Source organism: Pseudomonas sp. RA_105y_Pfl2_P56 (assembly GCF_963970845.1).
In the GTDB taxonomy this organism is placed as follows: domain Bacteria; phylum Pseudomonadota; class Gammaproteobacteria; order Pseudomonadales; family Pseudomonadaceae; genus Aquipseudomonas; species Aquipseudomonas baetica_A.
In genome coordinates, this window is the sequence record NZ_CAXAPL010000025.1 from 1 (window position 1) to 18,212 (window position 18,212).

The 18,212-nt window shown below is 59.8% G+C and carries 14 protein-coding genes and 2 pseudogenes; 5 read left to right on the forward strand and 11 right to left on the reverse strand.

The annotated features are described in order from the left end of the window. Positions 1-242 precede the first annotated feature (242 nt). The 4 genes and pseudogenes from AACY11_RS28465 to AACY11_RS17595 all read right to left on the reverse strand — a co-directional run bounded on the left by AACY11_RS28465 (position 243) and on the right by AACY11_RS17595 (position 4,672). Complete coding sequence (locus AACY11_RS28465) at positions 243-1,124, reverse strand: methyl-accepting chemotaxis protein (protein WP_401160011.1); 882 nt, start codon at positions 1,122-1,124, stop codon at positions 243-245. After that, a pseudogene (locus AACY11_RS28470) lies at positions 1,104-2,210 on the reverse strand (HAMP domain-containing protein); the annotation flags it as partial. The gene AACY11_RS28465 and the pseudogene AACY11_RS28470, both read right to left, overlap by 21 nt. A gap of 108 nt (positions 2,211-2,318) precedes the next feature. Further along, positions 2,319-3,719 (reverse strand): aminotransferase-like domain-containing protein, encoded by a 1,401-nt coding sequence (locus tag AACY11_RS17590; RefSeq protein WP_339464087.1) that lies wholly within the window; start codon positions 3,717-3,719, stop codon positions 2,319-2,321. Positions 3,720-3,910: 191 nt separating this feature from the next. Continuing rightward, positions 3,911-4,672, reverse strand: coding sequence for an SDR family oxidoreductase (locus AACY11_RS17595; protein WP_339430814.1), 762 nt, complete (start codon positions 4,670-4,672; stop codon positions 3,911-3,913). 237 nt (positions 4,673-4,909) lie between these two features. Between AACY11_RS17595 and AACY11_RS17600 the strand changes: the two genes are divergently transcribed. After that, positions 4,910-5,914, forward strand: coding sequence for an NADP-dependent oxidoreductase (locus AACY11_RS17600; RefSeq protein WP_339464086.1), 1,005 nt, complete (start codon positions 4,910-4,912; stop codon positions 5,912-5,914). Positions 5,915-6,040: 126 nt separating this feature from the next. Here the strand turns inward: AACY11_RS17600 and pyrF are convergent, their stop codons facing one another. After that, the gene (gene pyrF / locus AACY11_RS17610; RefSeq protein ID WP_339430816.1) at positions 6,041-6,739 is read right to left on the reverse strand and encodes an orotidine-5'-phosphate decarboxylase; all 699 of its coding nucleotides are present in this window, start codon (positions 6,737-6,739) and stop codon (positions 6,041-6,043) included. A 295-nt stretch (positions 6,740-7,034) separates the two neighbouring features. Here pyrF and AACY11_RS17615 point away from each other — a divergent pair, with 295 nt between their 5' ends. From AACY11_RS17615 to AACY11_RS17625, 3 genes and pseudogenes are all read left to right on the forward strand, one after another. Then, entirely contained in the window at positions 7,035-7,784 is a 750-nt protein-coding gene (locus AACY11_RS17615; RefSeq protein WP_445261463.1) for a response regulator, read from the forward strand. Beyond that, positions 7,784-8,833, forward strand: a complete 1,050-nt coding sequence (locus AACY11_RS17620; RefSeq protein ID WP_339430817.1) for a sensor histidine kinase — start codon at positions 7,784-7,786, stop codon at positions 8,831-8,833. The genes AACY11_RS17615 and AACY11_RS17620 overlap by 1 nt, the downstream gene beginning before the upstream one ends. Before the next feature lie 87 nt (positions 8,834-8,920). Further along, positions 8,921-9,076, forward strand: a pseudogene (locus AACY11_RS17625) (histidine kinase); the annotation flags it as partial. 77 nt (positions 9,077-9,153) lie between these two features. Here AACY11_RS17625 and AACY11_RS17630 read toward each other — a convergent pair. The 4 genes from AACY11_RS17630 to AACY11_RS17645 form a co-directional block, all read right to left on the reverse strand. Further along, positions 9,154-10,206, reverse strand: a complete 1,053-nt coding sequence (locus AACY11_RS17630) for an AI-2E family transporter (RefSeq protein ID WP_339430818.1) — start codon at positions 10,204-10,206, stop codon at positions 9,154-9,156. Positions 10,207-10,273: 67 nt separating this feature from the next. Next, on the reverse strand, positions 10,274-11,083 hold the full coding sequence (locus tag AACY11_RS17635) for a DUF4892 domain-containing protein (protein ID WP_339495423.1): 810 nt from the start codon (positions 11,081-11,083) through the stop codon (positions 10,274-10,276). 127 nt (positions 11,084-11,210) lie between these two features. Beyond that, a complete protein-coding gene (locus AACY11_RS17640) occupies positions 11,211-12,065 on the reverse strand; it encodes an alpha/beta hydrolase (RefSeq protein WP_339495424.1) in 855 nt (284 codons plus the stop codon). Further along, a complete protein-coding gene (locus tag AACY11_RS17645; RefSeq protein ID WP_339430820.1) occupies positions 12,062-12,868 on the reverse strand; it encodes an alpha/beta fold hydrolase in 807 nt (268 codons plus the stop codon). The genes AACY11_RS17640 and AACY11_RS17645 overlap by 4 nt, the downstream gene beginning before the upstream one ends. 431 nt (positions 12,869-13,299) lie before the next feature. On the opposite strand from AACY11_RS17645, the gene AACY11_RS17650 reads away from it, so the two are divergent. Beyond that, entirely contained in the window at positions 13,300-16,080 is a 2,781-nt protein-coding gene (locus AACY11_RS17650) for an RHS repeat-associated core domain-containing protein (protein WP_339495425.1), read from the forward strand. A gap of 1 nt (position 16,081) precedes the next feature. On the opposite strand, the gene AACY11_RS17655 is transcribed toward AACY11_RS17650, so the two are convergent. Beyond that, positions 16,082-16,525: a hotdog fold thioesterase gene (locus tag AACY11_RS17655; RefSeq protein ID WP_221732999.1), complete on the reverse strand. Its 444-nt coding sequence runs from the start codon at positions 16,523-16,525 to the stop codon at positions 16,082-16,084. 31 nt (positions 16,526-16,556) lie between these two features. Then, positions 16,557-18,212, reverse strand: coding sequence for an AMP-binding protein (locus AACY11_RS17660; RefSeq protein ID WP_339495426.1), 1,656 nt, complete (start codon positions 18,210-18,212; stop codon positions 16,557-16,559).

Here is an 18,212-nt window from a genome sequence, read left to right on the forward strand (position 1 = left end):
CACGTCAGTTGATGGCGTTGATGGGCTGAAACGCCCTTTTTCGTCTGCCGTCCGCACAAAAGCCAACGCCCCGAACAAGTCGGGGCGTTTGCTTGAAACCACCATCAGTGTGTTTTCACACAGTCTGGAGAGGTGGCTTTTTTGTGGTCATGCGGTTGGGGCCCAGCCTCACAGAAGTTACATCCCTCTTCGCGAGCAAGCCCACAGTTTGAAGCGAGTACACCTGTCAGGTCGTCAAGTCATCAAAGCCGAAAATGCCCGACCATCCCGCGCAACTCGCCCCCCAACTGCGCCAGTTCAACACTCGAGGCTGCATTCCCACGCATTGCAATCGACGACTGATCGGCACTCGCGCGAATACTCGTCACACTGCGATTGATCTCCTCCGCCACTGAACTCTGCTCCTCGGCCGCCGCCGCAATCTGCTGATTCATCTGCTGAATCAGCGAAACCGCCGCCGCAATACTCCCCAACGCACTCTCCGTCTGCAAGGCATCACTGACGGCCAGCTTCACCAGTTCACCACTGCTCTGAATCTGCTGCACCGAAGAATGCGCCGCCGAGCGCAAAGCACTGACCAAGCGCTCGATCTCCTCAGTCGATTGCTGCGTACGCCGGGCCAAAGCACGAACCTCATCGGCCACCACTGCAAAGCCCCTGCCCTGCTCACCGGCCCGCGCCGCTTCGATTGCCGCATTCAATGCCAAAAGATTGGTCTGCTCGGCCACGCTTTTGATCACCTCCAGCACCGTACCGATATTCTGGATTTCAGCGCTGAGGCTTTCGATACTGGAACTGGCCGAAGTCGCCGAATCAGCCAGTTGCTCGATCCGCGCCATGCTCTGGCGCACGACCTGCTGACCACTTTCGACCTTGTCATCCGCCGTCTGCGCCGCCAACGCCGCCTCTTCCGCGTTGCGCGCAACATCGTGAACAGTAGCGGTCATCTGATTCATGGCCGTGGCCACCTGCTCGGTTTCTTCCTTCTGACTGCTGACCTCAAGGTTGGTCTGTTCGGTCACGGCCGACAGCGATTGTGCCGAACTGGCCAACTGCTCAATACCGGCCTGCAACCCGCTGACAATCGTGCTCAAGCCCGCCCCCATCTGCTGCATCGCCAACATCAGTTGGCCAATTTCATCACGACGGGTGACCTCGACCGTTGCACTCAGATCTCCGGCAGCAATCTGCTGCGCGACTTGAATCACGCTGCGCAACGGCGCGACGATCAAACGGGTAATCACCCACGCAGCGATCAAACCGACAAGCAGTGCCAGCGCCGATGAGCCAATGATCAGCAGCGCGTTCTTCTTAAGTTCAGCCTGCATCGCGCTGTCTTGCGCGACATAAGCCTGATTCACCCGCTCTACCACCTGCGCAGCACGCTCGTGCAATTGTTCATAAACAGTCTTTTCCTGAGCCAGCAGCCCGGTGTACTCAGCCAGTTTTTCGTTGAAACCTGCGATGTGCCCCAAGACTTCATTGAGCACCGTCAGATAGCCTTCGTCCTTGACCGTGGACTTCAACTCATCAGCCTGCGCCTGGGCTTGGGCAGCCTGTTCGATTTTGCCTTTGTCGGCATTGTCGGCATCACCTTTGCGGCTTTGATCCAGTCGAACCCGTGCCTCATTCATCGCTTGCAGCATCAGCTTCGACACCTGACTGACCTGACTGGCCTGCTCAATGAATTGCGCGCCATCCTTGCCCTCGGAATCCTTCAAGGTATACGCACCGTCGTCCGCCAGCCCGGCCTGCAACAAGTCGAGATTGTTGGCCACACTGGAAACCGACCAACTGGCCATTTCCAGCGCCAGATCCTTGGCCTGGGTCAGCGAAACGAACTCATCGAATGCCTTTCGATAGGCCGCCAGCGACTGCTCGACATCCGTCATCACTGGCACGTTGACCGGTGATTGCGCCTTGAGCTCATTGGCCCGGGCAATAAGCCCGTCCACGCCCTCACGCACGGCATCGGCGGTTTTAGGATCACCGCGCAAGGCGTATTCCTGCTCGAGCAAGCGAACGTTGAGCAGGCCGCTATTGAGCGAGGACATCTGTTTGAGCCCGTCGAAACGCTGGCTGATGGTTTGCAGAGACCAGACACCAATGGCTGCCACCAGCGCGGTCAGCAGCAAGACCAACGCAAACCCGATACCCAGTTTTTTTGCCATACCAAGGTTGGCAAAACGTGCTTGCACGGCCGAAATCATTGCGCGTAGTCCCCTGCCAAAGTCTGTTGATGAAGAGTCGCAATGGCCATGAACCAGCACAAGTCTCTGGCGTCGGAATAATGGCAAAAAGCTACGCCCGCGTCGTTTTCAGAACACTTGAGGTCGATCCGAACCGGTATTGCGAAAAAACTGGCGGGCGCGCGGATCACAGGCGTAAGCCACGTTGATGCGATGCCATTCGCCAGCCTCGCCACTGGGGCTGAAGGCATCTGGAGCTGAAAGCAGCACCCCGCAGCGTTGGGCCTGCCTGAACACACGAGCCTGATCGGTCATTCGCGCACGCGCCCAGATAAACAATCCGCCCGTCGGTTTGCCGAAAACCTCCCAATCGGCATCCTCCAGAGCCTGTAACGCCGCTGCGCGATCGGCGTTCAAGCGCTGCCGCTGACGCTGCACCAGTTTGCGGTATGCGCCGGTCGACATCAGACTGGCCAGCACCGCTTCGGAAAATCTTGAGCATCCCAGACCGCTGATCATCTTGACCCGAGCCAGCCGTGCAACAAGCTCGCTGTCGGCCAAGACGAACCCCACCCGCAAAGCGCTGCTCAGCGTTTTGGAAAAGCTGCCGACATAGATGACCCGCTCCTCATCGTCCAGTGCAGCCAGGCGCGTACCATTGCCAGTGTGCAAGTCCGCGTAGACATCGTCTTCGATCAGGCGTACATCGTAGATCCTGCTCAACTGCACGATGCGCTGAGCCACTGCCGGTGTCAGGGAACTGCCGGTGGGGTTGTGGTGATGGCTGTTGATGAAAAACGCACTGGGCTGAAACTGACGCAGCAGAGCCTCAAGCGCTTCGATATCCGGCCCGTTCGGCGTTCGACGCACCTCAAGCATGCGCACGCCATGCAGCCGCAACAGGTCGAACAGCGGCGCATAACCCGGTGTTTCGACCACGACGCAATCGCCAGCCTTCAACAAGGTTCGAACAATCAGATCCAGCGCGTGACTGGCACCGCCAGTGCTCAGAATCTGTGTGCTGCAGGCTTCGATGCTGAACAGTTTAAGTCGTTTGACGATCTGCTCGCGTAACGCTGCAAGGCCCAGTGGCGTGCTGTAGTTGAACAGGCTTGCCATGTCGGTACGCGCTACCTCACGCAGTGCATAGCTCAGATCGTCGGGCTCGCGCCAGCTCTCCGGCAAACCGCCACCGCCGAGTTTCAAGCCACTTGAAGTGCCGCACACGGTATCGCACCAGGCTTGCCGGCCCTCGCATGGCACCGATTCATCCTCCAGGCTCTGGCTCGACGGCGACGGTGCCACGATAAACCCCGCGCCCTGCCGCGTGGACAGAACGCCTTGCGCTACCAACCGCTCACAAGCCTCGACGACACATGACTGACTGAGCAGATTACCCCGGGCGATTTGCCGAACAGAGGGCAAGCGGGTAGCCGGCGGTACCCCGCTTTGCAGGATCCAGTCAGTCAGTCCGTCAACAATCTGCTGTACGACCGGCACCATTGCCTGTCGATCAATTCTCAATTCCATGAGCAAGCAAACTCCTGTCCGTTTTGCTGGCGGCAGTAAATCACAGCCACGCCGCACAGGCTGTGCGACAACGCCGCCAAAAGCGACCGTTCTAATCATTTGATACACATTGTTTATCGGTTTAACGGAACTGACGGCGGTCCATAAAAAGAAAACCCGCACGAAGGCGGGTTCTTTCAAGCGGCGCTTTTTCAGAACGCGGTGACACCACCGTCCACGGCCAAAGAATGTCCCGTGGTGAACGCTGCACCATCGCTGCACAGATACAGCACGGCACTGGCGATCTCTTCGACCTTGCCGATGCGGCCTACCGGATGCATGGCGTTGGCAAACTCGCCCTTCTTCGGATCAGCCTCGTAGGCACGGCGAAACATATCGGTATCGATCACGGCCGGGCATACCGCGTTGACGCGGATTTTCTTCTTCGCATATTCGATGGCTGCCGATTTGGTCAGACCGATCACCGCGTGTTTCGATGCTGCATAGATGCTCATCTTCGGCGCAGCACCCAGCCCGGCCACCGAGGCAGTGTTGACGATTGCTCCGCCGCCCTGCGCCAGCAACAGCGGCAACTGGTATTTCATGCACAGCCAGACGCCTTTGACGTTGACGCCCATGATCGCGTCAAACTCATCCATCGAGCCTTCGGCCAGCTTGCCTTTCTCGATTTCGATCCCGGCATTGTTGAAGGCGTAGTCGAGGCGGCCGTAAACATTGATCACCTCTTCCATCAGGTTTTTTACGTCGTTTTCGTCGGTGACATTGCAACGCACAAAAGTGGCGTCACCGCCCGCTGTACGAATCAGCGCCACCGTGCCCTCGCCCCCTGCCGCATCCAGATCGGCCACCACCACTTTCAGGCCTTCGGCGGCGAAGGCCTGTGCGGTCGCACGGCCAATGCCGTTGGCCGCACCAGTGACTACGGCAACCTGACCGGAAAACGTCATGCTCATTGTTATGTCCTCGAACGGGTAAATGCAGGGGATGGGTTCAAGTGCAGCATAGCCACAGGGTTCTACCAGACGTCAGCACTATCAAAAGCCTGTTTAGGCGCCCATGCGCCCCAGTGATAGAACCCCGTAGATCACTATCACTGCACTGGATCGATGTGCATTCGCCGCATCAGCCAACCTTGCGACATCGCCGGTGAAGGTCTATCAACAAGGCTTAATTCAATTCGAGAACCTGCCATGACTTCCCAGACCAATCGCCAGTTCCTGCTCGCCAAACGCCCGGTGGGCGCTGCCACCCGCGAGACCTTCACTTATCAGGAAGTGCCGGTCGGTGAACCGGCTGCGGGACAGATTCTGGTCAAGAACCAATACCTGTCCCTCGACCCGGCCATGCGTGGCTGGATGAACGAGGGCAAGTCCTACATCCCACCGGTCGGCATCGGTGAAGTCATGCGTGCGCTCGGCGTAGGAAAAGTGCTCGCGTCGAACAACCCGGGCTTTGCCGTCGGGGACTACGTCAACGGAGCCATCGGCGTGCAGGATTATTTCCTCGGCGAGCCAAGAGGTTTCTACAAAGTCGATCCGAAACTGGCGCCGCTACCGGTTTATCTGTCGGCACTGGGCATGACCGGGATGACCGCCTACTTCGCGCTGCTTGAGGTGGGCGTGCCTAAGGCTGGCGACACGGTGGTGTTGTCCGGGGCTGCGGGCGCAGTGGGCAGCATTGCCGGACAGATCGCCAAGATCAAAGGCTGCCGTGTGGTGGGCATTGCCGGTGGCGCCGACAAGTGCAAATTCCTCATCGATGAACTGGGCTTCGACGGCGCTATCGACTACAAAAACGAAGACGTGGTGGCAGGGCTTAAACGCGAATGCCCGAAAGGCGTGGACGTTTATTTCGATAACGTCGGTGGCGACATCCTTGACGCTGTGCTAAGCCGCCTGGCGCCGAAAGCGCGAGTGGTGATCTGCGGCGCCATCAGCCAGTACAACAACAAGGAAGCGGTCAAAGGCCCGGCCAACTATCTGTCGCTGTTGGTCAATCGTGCGCGCATGGAAGGGTTTGTGGTGATGGACTATGCCGCGCAATACGCCAGTGCGGCGCAGGAAATGGCCGGCTGGATGGCCAAGGGGCAGCTCAAAAGCAAGGAAGACATCGTCGAAGGCCTGGAGACCTTCCCCGAGACGCTGATGAAACTGTTCAGCGGTGAGAATTTCGGCAAGTTGGTGTTGAAGGTTTAAGCCACCAGAAACCAATGTGGGAGCGGGCTTGCTCGCGAAGGCGGTGTGTCAGTCAACATCTGTGTCGACTGATACGCCTACTTCGCGAGCAAGCCCGCTCCCATATTTTGGATCTTCAGCGTTTGATCAGGCGATTTCGGCCACGACAGCGGCCAGCGCCCTGGCCGGATCTGCCGCCTGGCTGATCGGACGGCCGATCACCAGATAATCGGAGCCGGCATCCAGCGCCTGACGCGGGGTCAGAATACGGCGCTGATCGTCCTGCGCGCTACCCGCCGGGCGAATTCCGGGGGTCACCAGTTGCAGCGACGGATGCGCGGTTTTCAGTGCGGTGGCTTCCAGCGCCGAGCACACCAGACCGTCCAGCCCGGCCTTCTCGGCCAGTGCCGCCAGACGCAGCACCTGCTCCTGCGGCTCGATATCCAGACCGATACCGGCCAGATCTTCGCGTTCCATGCTGGTCAGCACGGTCACGCCGATCAGCAACGGTTGCGGGCCGCTGCGCTTGTCCAGTTCTTCACGGCAGGCGGCCATCATGCGCAGGCCACCGGAGCAATGCACGTTGACCATCCACACACCCATCTCGGCGGCGGCTTTCACGGCCATCGCGGTGGTGTTGGGAATGTCGTGGAATTTCAGATCGAGGAAGACTTCAAAACCCTTGTCACGCAGGGTGCCAACGATTTCGGCGGCGCAACTGGTGAACAGTTCCTTGCCCACTTTGACCCGGCACTGCTTCGGGTCCAACTGGTCGGCCAGCTTCAGTGCGGCGTCACGGGTGGGAAAATCCAGGGCGACGATGATAGGAGTCTGGCAGGCGGACATGGATGGGCTCTCAGGCAAGTCGAAATCGGCGCGCATTGTAGCGGAACCGGCGGCGGCGCGGCACCCGATGATCGGTAATTCGTCGCGCCAAACGTGATCAGCATAGCGTTCGACGCTATTGTGTCGACTCCGATACACAACCGACATGTCGCCAACAAGCGCCCGCGCTAGCCTCGCCAGCCGAAACACGTCCTTACATCAGCACTTCCCGCTTCGCGGCCGGACACCTATGCTGAAACCACAACCTCGCAGCCCATCTTTGTGGTTGGCGGCTTACTGGCAGATGAACAGCCCCATGCACAACACCCAAACCACCGGAACGGATGAGCCCAAAGACGACAAGCGCTGGAGCATTCGCGCCCTGATCGTCGACGATGACGTGCCGATCCGCGAGCTGATGATCGATTACCTTGCCCGTTTCAATATCCACGCCAGTGGCGTCACTGACGGCGCGGCGATGCGCCAGGCGATGCAAGCCGAACATTTTGATGTGGTGGTGCTGGACCTGATGCTGCCCGGCGAAGACGGTTTGTCGCTGTGCCGTTGGCTGCGCGCCGAATCGGACATCCCGATCCTGATGTTAACCGCCCGCTGCGAACCCACCGATCGCATCATCGGCCTGGAACTGGGTGCCGATGACTACATGGCCAAACCGTTCGAGCCGCGTGAACTGGTCGCCCGGATTCAGACGATTCTGCGCCGCGTGCGCGACGATCGTACCGAGCAGCGCGCCAATATTCGTTTCGACAACTGGCGCCTGAACAGCGTTCTGCGCCAACTGATCGCCGACAATGGCCTGGTGGTGCCGCTGTCCAACGCTGAATTCCGCCTGCTCTGGGTCTTCATCGAGCGCCCGCGCCGGGTACTCAGCCGCGAACAATTGCTTGATGCCGCCCGAGGCCGTTCGATTGAAGCGTTCGACCGCAGCATCGACTTGCTGGTCTCGCGTCTGCGACAGAAACTCGGCGACGATCCGAAAGCACCGCAGTTGATCAAAACCGTGCGCGGTGAGGGTTACCTGTTCGACGCACGAGACATCGGCTGATGCGGGCGCGCTTCGACACCCTGTTCGGCCGCCTGTTTGGCGTGTTGTTCGTGGCGATCGTCCTGGCGCACCTGCTGGCGTTCACCTGGTTTCACCTCTACGGTCCGCCGCCACCTCCGCCGCCCCCGGCGTTTTCCCCAAATGCCGAGGGGCAACGGCCTCACCAGGATCCGCGCTATCCGCCACGGCCAGCGCGACCCTGGTTCGGCGGCCCCGTGGTGCCACTGACCTTTCAGTTCATTACCTTGATGATCGCCGCTTGGTATGGCGCCAAGCTGCTCAGTCGCCCGATCCAGCGCTTGAGTGACGCCGCCGAGCGCCTCAGTGAAGACCTCGACAGCCCACCGCTGGACGAATCCGGCCCGCGGGAAGCCCGGCAAGCAGCGCATACCTTCAACCTGATGCAACAACGGATACGCGAACAAATTCAGCAACGCGCGCGAATGCTCGGCGCCGTCTCCCACGACCTGCGCACACCGCTGTCGCGATTGAAACTGCGCCTGGAAAACATCAGCGACGACAAATTGCAAAGCCAGATGCGCCAGGATCTGAACGACATGATCGGCATGCTCGATGCCACCCTTACCTATTTGCACGAACAGCGCACCAGCGAAGCCTTGCAATTAATGGACGTGCAGGCGCTGGTCGAATCTCTGTGCGAAAACGCCCAGGATCAAGGCTCGGATGTGCAGGTCAGCGGCCATTGCGCACCACTTGCGGTACAGCCGATGGCGCTGCGCTCATGCATCAATAACCTGATGGACAACGCCCTGCGCTATGCCGGGCAGGCATGCATCGAACTGCTGGATCGGCGCGGCCAACTGCTGATCCGCGTGATCGACCATGGGCCGGGAATTGCCGAGGACAAGCGCGAGGCAGTGTTTGAACCGTTTTATCGCCTGGAAGGCTCGCGCAACCGCAACTCCGGCGGCGTCGGCCTGGGCATGACCATTGCCCGGGAAGCCGCGCAGCGTTTGGGTGGAGATCTAAACCTGGAACAAACCCCCGGTGGCGGCCTCACGGCAGTCATCCGCCTGCCTCGACCCTGAGAACTCCACCCTCGTGTGTACTCACCTGCCCCTTGAGGCTGCCTGCGCCGGTACACCCACCGGTTTTCCAGTTCAGGAGTGAGCCCGATGATCGGTAGCGTCAGCAGCTACACGAGCTATACCAGCACCCGCAGCGCCTCCACGCAAAACGCCCGAGGCCAGCAACTGCAAAAGCAACTGTTCGCCAAATTCGACAGCAACAGCGATGGCGCGGTGGATCAGGACGAGCTGAAACGTGCGGTGCCCACAGTCCGGACTGGGGACTCCTGCCAGAGACAGGTCAGTCCTCAGGCCCGCGCATACCGTCCCATTCCAAAAAACTAACGGCGGTCTTCAACCCGAGCCTGACTCTTGCTCCAGTCCGTCAGCAAACTATAAGCAACAGCCAACAGCGTAGGTCCGATAAACAACCCGATAAACCCAAACGCAATCAACCCGCCAAAGACACCCAGCAATACAATTACCAGCGGCAGATTCCCCCCGCGACTGATCAGGTACGGCTTGAGCACGTTGTCCACGCCACTGATGACGAACGTCCCCCAGATCCCGAGAAACACCGCCATCCCATACTCACCCTTCCAGGCCAGCCAAGCCGTGGCCGGCACCCATACCAGCGGTGGTCCCATCGGAATCAGGCTGAGCAGGAACGTCACAACCCCCAATACCAACGCCCCCGGTACGCCGGCAATCAGGAAGCCGATCAACGCCAGAATCGCCTGCGCCGCCGCCGTACCGATCACGCCGTTGACCACCCGCTGAACCGTGCCAGCGACCAATTCGATGTAGTACCCGGCGCGTTCGCCAATCAAGCGTTCCAGCAAGCGATGAGCAAACGCCGCCAGCCTCGGCCCGTCGCGATAGAAAAAGAAGACAAAGACAATGCTCAACGTCAGTTCGAGAATCCCGCCGCCGATCTGCGCACTGCGCGCCAGCAACCAGTTACCGACCTGCCCCAGATAAGGTTTGATCGACACCATCAACGCGGCGCCCTGCTCATCAATGCTGTTCCAGAGCCCGACCAGCCGCTCACCCACAAACGGCAAACCTCCCAGCCACGTCGGCGCCTGCGGCAAACCATCGACTTGCACATCTTTGATGAACGCTGTGGCATCACGCACGTGATCTGCCAGGTTGAACCCCAGCCAGACCAGCGGCGCCGCCACCAGCAGCATCCAGCCCAACGTCAGAATGGCGGCGGCCAGCGATTCGCGGCCATTGAGCCAGCGGGTCAGAAGACGCATCAGCGGCCAACTGGCAAACGCCAGCACGGCGCCCCAGAACAACGCCGACCAGAACGGCGCCATCACCCACAGGCTGGCACCAAACAGCACCAGCAGAAGGATTTGCACCAACAGCCGATCGTTATTGAGCATGTAAGGTCTCGAAAAAGTCAGTCAGACAAAAAATAGGCGAACACACAGCGTGCCCGCCCGATACACCTTATCGCAACAGATTAATGTGCAGGCCAGGGCCTTCGACACTGCCGGCTTCCAGCCGCCTCGCGCGCACGCCCTGCTCGATCAGTGCTTGTCGCCAAGCCTCGGCCTTGGGGCCCGACACGGTCACCCTTTGCGTAATATCCAGGTTCAGGCCCCGGGAAATCAGCCGCAGCCAGATGTCATCCGGATCGCCCACCAACTTCGGAAAGTCCAGTTCACCAGTGCTTTTGAGCTGCCGCAACAGGGTCGCAGACGTCGGCAACAACTCGCCCAGCGGCGCTTCGGCCACGAACTGTTCAACATGCAGATAAGCCCTGCGATTGCCGCGCGTAATGCTGTAGAGCGCTATCAGCGTGTTATCCCTTGGAGCCGCCAGCCTTAGCAACAGATAGGCCTGCTGCTCATCGGAACCAAACAGTTTCGAATTACCAAAGACCTCATTGGCCCACAGGCTGCTTTCGCCACAATCACGGGACTCGCACCAATAGAGCAACTCGGCACCCTGTTTTTTTTGCAGCGCTTCACGGGCGGCAGTGAACGCTTCGTTGGCGGAGTGTTCCGGTGGCAGTTCGTAGGTCACTGACGTGGTTTGGCCTCTGGCACTGACCTGCCCTTCGAAGCGCAGCTTGCCGCTGATTTTACGGATCGATCCGAGCGGATAGACACGCTCCAGTTCGGTCGGGGCACGATAGTCGACGATTTGTGCATCGGCCAGACGCGGCACGATCGGTAGATCCTGACTGCCCGGTACATCGTCGGCGATTGAAAAGGAACTGAAACAGCACAGTGCCAAGAGACTGAGTGAACGCATGGATAGGTTCATCGGACAGACATGGCCTGGGTGCCGCTTTGGCCATTCGGGGTCGTAGCGGTGTAAAGATCCATCATGGTTATCTCCCATTTCAACCCGCCCAGCCTCGACAGTTGCCCGCAGCAAGTCAAGGAATGGCGAAGAACCGATTGAAACAGTCTGCGACAAGATCGGCACCGGCCTCATCGTTGAGGTGCAAATGGTGTCCGCCGGGCAGCTGTTCCCGGTTAAAGGGTAGACGCTCCAGCAGTTCTGGGTGTTTGGCCAGCATGCCGTCGGCCGCGACGACCAATTGCGCAGGACAGTCGATGCGCTGGACGAAAGCCATCGCCTGTTCCAGGGTCAGGCGCAGCGGCGACGGCAGCGTCAGGCGATTATCGGTGCGCCAGGTGTAACCGCCGGGCACGGGCATCAATCCCCGTTGCGCCAACAGTTCCGCCGCCTCACGACTGACCGCCACCAGACCTTTCATCCGCGCTTCGATGGCTCGGTCGAGGCTGTTGTAGACCGGTTTGCGCTTCTCGCGCAGTTCCAGTTGCGCTTGCAGGGCCATGCCCATGCGTTCGGCAGCGTTTTCGCCTTTGTCTGTAGGAGGAATCACGCCGTCGATCAACGCCAGATGCGAGATACGCTGCGGCAACGAACCGGCCAGCACCAGCGACACGATGGCGCCCATCGAATGCCCGAGCAGGCCGAAACGTTTCCAGCCCATCTGCTCGGCAACCTGCAGCACGTCATGGGCGTAGTCCCACAACGCGTAACCGGCGCCACTCGGACGATGCCCGGAGTGCCCATGCCCGGCCATGTCCAGGGCCATGATGCGCAAGCCTTTGAGCTTCGGCGCCAGGCGGGCAAAGCTGTTGGCGTTGTCGAGCCAGCCATGCAGGGCGATGACCGGCAAACCGTCCTCGGGACCGAACAAGTGCGCAGCCAACTCGATATGCGGCAGGTTCAGGCGTACTTCTTCGAAGGTCGGGCTCATGCGCAATCCTTGTCCTGAGGGTTTTCCCAGCGAGTGAACAGGCTCTTGAGCAACCGCGCCGTGTCTTGCGGGCGTTCAAGCGGAAACATATGGCCACCGGGCATGCTCAGCGCCTCGCCCTGGGCAAGACGCGAAACGAAACGGGTGTGATGACGCATCACCACCCGACTCTTGTGCCCTCGTACCACCGCCAGCGGCACTTGCAACTGTCGGGTAAGGCCGGGACTGGTGTGCGGCACCCCGCGATAGATGCTGATCTCGGTGGCCGGGTCGAAGCGCAACCGCAGCTTGTCGCCCACCTGATGCAAACCGTGTTGCAGATAGGCATCGAAACATTCGGGATCGAAACTGCGAAACAATGTCTTGCCGGCAAAGTAGCTGCGTGCGCTGTCGAGATCGGCAAACTCTTCGCGCCGGCCCAGGGTGCGTCCAGCCGGAGTCAGTCTGTCGATGAAGCCGAAGCGCTTGGCCGCACGGATCACCCATTGATCGGTACGGGTCAGCACAGGGGAATCGAGCATGACCACGCCGCGATACAACTCAGGGCAACGCAGCGCCGCATGCAGGTGCAGCACGCCGCCAAACGAGTGGCCGACGCCCCACACCGGTTGATCCTGCTGCTGCAAATGGTGAATCAACTCATCGACAAGGTTGTACCAGTTATCGTCCGCGGGAAATCGCGGGTCATGGGCATGCTGCTCCAGATGCGCGACCCGGTACTCGGGCGCCAGCGCCGCGAACAACTTGCCATAGGTACCCGAAGGAAATCCGTTGGCGTGGGCGAAAAAGATCGGTTGCGACATGCGGGTAGATCCATGAGCGGGAAACGTGGCGTTGATTGTCCGCAAGAGTGCGCCTCACAGCAATGACCGTAACGGCCAGGAATGATGACAGTCGCGCCATGGCTATATCCGACGCACCGCCGTGTGGGTGTTTTTGTCAACTGTCAGTTCTGTCAGTTGACCCACGCCGTGTTCAGGCTGATAAGAGGATCACCCTCATCAAAGCTGCCGGCGCCCATGACTCACGCGAATACACCCGCCATCCAGGCCTTCGACGCTCGAGGCCTGGTATTACGCAGCGTGAATTACCATCGTCGCGATGAGACTTTGGCACCCGAGAGTTACATCACTCACCAGACGCATGATGCAGCGGGGCGCACGGTATTGAGTCGCGATCCCAGACTGTTCCGCGAGCACACACCTGAAAACCCGGCCCGGCGAATCAGAGCAATGTGTTCAGCCTGTCAGGCGCCATGCTGTCGAGTGAAAACAGCGATGCCGGCTGGCGCCTGAGCTTGCTCGCAGAGGACGGCGCTCACATTGACGGATGGGATCAGAAACGCAACCACAGCCGTATCGTCCATGATGCTCTGCGACGACCGAGCGCCACTTTCGAGCAGTCTGGCGACGAGCCTGAACACTGTACGGAGCGCTTCACCTATTTCGATGATCCGGATGAAGTCCACCATAACCGCCGTGGCCGATTGATTCGGCATGACGACACCGCAGGCACCCTGCACTTCACTGAACTCAGTATGAGCGGGCAACCACTGCAACTTTGTCGCACCTTCAGTGCCGATCCCGCGTGGGCGGTGGACTGGCCGGAAGTGGAAGTCGATCGCGATTTTTTTCTGGAAACCCGATCGGCCGCGACCCACTTCAGCTACAACGCCCTTGGCGAGTCGGTTGGTCAGACAGATGCCTTGGGAAATCGGCAGATACAGCTTCAAGACGTGGCGGGCCATGTGAAAGAAACCCGTCTGACACTGGCCGCAAACGACGACAGCCAGACGCTGGTCAGCGATATCCACTACAACGCCTTTGGGCTTATTGAGCAGCAACGCGCGGGAAATGACGTGATCTCCCAAGCGACATTCAGCCTCGACGATGGCCGCCTGCAACGTCTGAGGAGCCAGACCAGTCATGGCTCGATCCTCCAGGATCTGTCCTACGCGTACGACGCAGTCGGCAATATCACTCGCATCAGCGATAGCGCAGAGGCGGCTGTCTATCACCGTAACCAGCGAACAGACGCGATCTGCCGCTACCGTTACGACAGCCTCTCGCGCTTGATCGAGGCCAGTGGCCGGCAGATCCGCAACGCTGCGGGCGGGCCACAGCTGCCGGCATTTGCCTCTCCTGCCGACCCGGGTCAGTTGGAAAACTACACGCGCACTTACACCTATGATCCGTCCGGCAATCTGCTGTTGATGGAGCACCGCGCCGCCAGTGGAAACCGCACCGAGCGCACGGTTGTGGCCAGCGCCAGCAATCGCAGCCTGCCGGAAAGCCCCGACGGCCATCTGCCCGATGAGCAGGCGATTGCCGCCGCTTACGACGCCAATGGCAACCGCGTGTTTCTCCAAGACGAAGGGCAAACGCTGCAATGGGATCGACGCAATGAATTGCAACAGGTTGATCAGGTGGTTCGAGAGGGTGAACCGAATGATTGCGAGTTCTACATCTATGACGGCAGCGGTCAACGCCTGCGAAAAATCCGTCAGGCCTGTACCGCATCGGTGCAACGACTCAGTGAAACGCGCTACTTGCCCGGTCTGGAAATTCGCACCGATCCGAATCAGACCGTACACGTCATCACCGTCAAGGCCGGTCGCGCGACAATCCAGGTGTTGCACTTTGAAAAACCGCCACCACACGGCATACCCCAGCATCAGCAGCGCTACAGCTTCACCGATCAATTGAACTCCAGCACCATTGAACTGGACGCCCAGGCACAGATGATCTCCCGGGAAAGCTATTACCCGTTTGGCGGTACCTGTTGGTGGGCGGGCCGAAGCCTGGTCGAAGCGAGCTACAAGACCCTGCGCTACTCGGGCAAGGAACGGGATGCCAGTGGCCTGTATTACTACGGTTTTCGTTACTACACGCCATGGCTTCAGCGCTGGCTCAATGCAGACCCGCTGGGGGTGCAGGACGGACTGAATCTGTTTGCCATGGTGCACGGCAACCCTGTCGGGAACGTGGACTTCCAGGGACTGGTCACACTGAAAGAAGGCGTGGGCGCCGCTCTGGCAACCTTTGGCCGGGACAGTGTGAGTGCACTGGCCGCAGGAGCGGTTAAATATTTTGCTGCAAGAGGGTTGGAGCAATGGGCAACCGGCGATCCGGACTCACCGCCAGACCCGGGTGTCAATCTGGGATTGACCCTAGCAGGCAGCATGGTGGGTGCGTTGGCCGGTGGTTCCATGGGGATAGGAGCAGGCAGTCGTATTGCCAGCAGCCGCAACTACAACCGCACCACACAGAAAGTCATGGCCGGTATCTTGGGGCTGGCGGGCGCTGCGGCGGGAGCCGCCGCTCCACTGTATGCGTACCTGTCTGAGCGGGAAACCTTGAACATGACAGCCATCAGCATACTTGCCAGTGTGCCCAAGAGCATGACAAGGGAAGCAGGCCAACGCGCGTTCGCCAGCGTCGGCCCCAGCGTCACGATTGCGCCAAGCGGCACCACGACCGCTTGGCGCACCGCCTTCTATGGAGCCGTTCTTTTTGCTGACGGTGCGCTCGGGGCAAATCTGCCACCTGGCCTGGATATCACTGTCGCCGCTACCGTGGAAGGCCTGGATGGAGCGTCCACAACCACGATCAACTCATTGCGTGGAGGTGACTACAGCAGCCCGGAACGCAATCGGCTTTCTGTGCCGAATGCTGCGGAATGGCTGTACGGCGTCGTAACACGCACCGCCGGCTCAACCTTGACCGCCTCACTGACATTGCTCGCCGAACCTCTAACGAACACAATCGAAAACGCCCACTTACAATCAGCAGTCGTCGAAAGCCTGGCCACCCCCACCGAGGCCCGCACATACCTGGGCCAGCATGTGCAGCGTGGCGCCTTCGAGCTGGCCAGGTACGACGATGGGGACTTCACTCTGGATCGTTTCACTCCAGCGAACCGGATTTGGAGAGATGCGACACCCGCCGGTTATCACCCGGAAACACCCGACGCGGGCGACCTGCCCATGAGTGTTATCAGACGACGTAGCGTATGACTCAACTCGAGGGTGGTGTCTGCCCCAACGGCACCACTGCCATGGTCAAGCGCGAGACACAACTGGCCTTGCCTTCATCGCTGGTCAGTCGAATATCCCAGACATGCGTGGTGCGACCGATATGAATCGGCTTGGCCACAGCCGTCACCCGGCCACTGCGCAAACCACGCAAATGGTTGGCGTTGATCTCAAGCCCCACGCAATAAAACTGGCTGGCATCGATACACAAATAACTGGCCATAGAACCGACAGTTTCAGCCAGCACCACCGAGGCGCCGCCGTGCAGCAGGCCGTAAGGCTGGTGGGTGCGATGGTCGATGACCATGCTCGCGGTCAGTGATTGTTCGTCGAACGCCTCGAAACGGATATCCAGCACTTCGCCGATGGTGTTTTTCTGGATTGCGTTCAACTGCTCGATGTCGGGAGTGGTGCGCCACAGGCTCATCACAGACTTCCTTTGTTGTTTTAGTGGTCGCTCAATCCTGCCACAGCACCGCCTCGCTGCGCTCGCTCCATTCTTCGAAGCGCGCGCCGTAGGTGTCTTCGATGACGTTGCGTTTGATTTTCAGGGTCGGCGTGAGAAACCCGTTCTCCACCGCCCAACTGTCCTTGACCACCACCAGTCGACGCAGGCGCTCGTGCTTGTCGAGCACCGCGTTGACCTCCTCCAGCAGTTTTTCCAGGCTCGAATGCAGACTCGCCCGCCCCTCTTCCTGATTGACAATGGAGAGCACGCACAAGCCCAGCGGCGCGCTCAAACCATCGCCCACCACGCAGACCTGTTCGATACGCGAATGCACCGCCAGCCGATTTTCGATCGGCGCCGGAGCCACATATTTGCCTTTACTGGTCTTGAAGATCTCCTTGAGTCGACCGGTCAGACGCAGGCGCCCTTCGGCATCCTGCTCGCCCTTGTCACCGGTGCGCAGAAAACCGTCCTCGGTGATCGTTTCGGCGGTTTTCTGCGGCTCCTTGAAATAGCCGAGCATGTTCGCCTGACTGCGTACCTGCACTTCACCGGACTCATCGATACGCACTTCAACATCCGGGCACGGTTTACCGATCCAGCCCTGCTTGTATTGACCCGGCAGGCAGATGTGCGAATAGCCGCAGCTCTCGGTCATGCCGTAGACCTCCAGGACGTCGAGCCCGAGTTTCTGATACCACGCAAGCAAGGTTTGCGGCACTGGCGCGGCGCCCGACAGGGCGACGTGCAAGGCATCCAGCCCGAGGCCAGCAAGCACTTTGTGCCCGACCCGCTTGCCGATGAACGGCAGGCCGAGGAGCAAATCCAGGCGCTTTGCCGGAATCTTGCTGTAAACGCCCATCTGGAATTTGCTCCAGATTCGTGGCACACCAAACATTGCGGTCGGCCGCGCACGCTGCAAGTCAGTGATAAAGGTCTCGAGGCTTTCGGCAAAGAACACCGTCTGCCCGGTGTAGATCGACGCCAACTCTACAAACATCCGCTCGGCGACGTGGCACAGCGGCAGGTAGGAGAGCAATCGATCATGCTCGTTAAGCCCGAATAACTGCGTGCCATGGGTCGTCGCAAACCCGAGGTTGGCGAAACTGTGCATCACGCCTTTGGGCAGGCCAGTGGTGCCGGAGGTGTAGATGATGGTGGCCAGTTGCTCGGCGGCGGGACGCGGGTCGTCCTGGATCGGTGAACTGCGTTGCAGGTCGGCCCAGCTGAAATCGAAGTCGCCGGCCGGATGCAGCGGCAGGCTGATGGTCGGCAGGCCCAAAGGCATGCCTTTCGACATGCCGGGCCAATCATCCAGTTTGCCGATAAACGCCAACACACTTTCCGAGTGATTGAGCACCTGAGCCACGGAGTCGGCGGTCAGGTTGGGATACAGCGGCACAGAGACGTGCCCGGCCATCCAGATGGCGAGGTCGGCGATGATCCAGTGCGCGCAGTTTTTCGAGATCAGGGCGATGTGGCTGCCTTGCGGCAACTCGCGCGCTCGCAGCCAATGCGCGGCGCAACGGGCCTGATGGCCGACGTCGGCCCAGGTCAGCGTTTCGACCTGCCCGCCCCCGATTGGCTGTACAAGGAAGCGCTGGCGCGGATGCCGTGCCTCACGTTCGTAAAACACGTCCAGCGGCAAACGGAATGCGGCAGACAT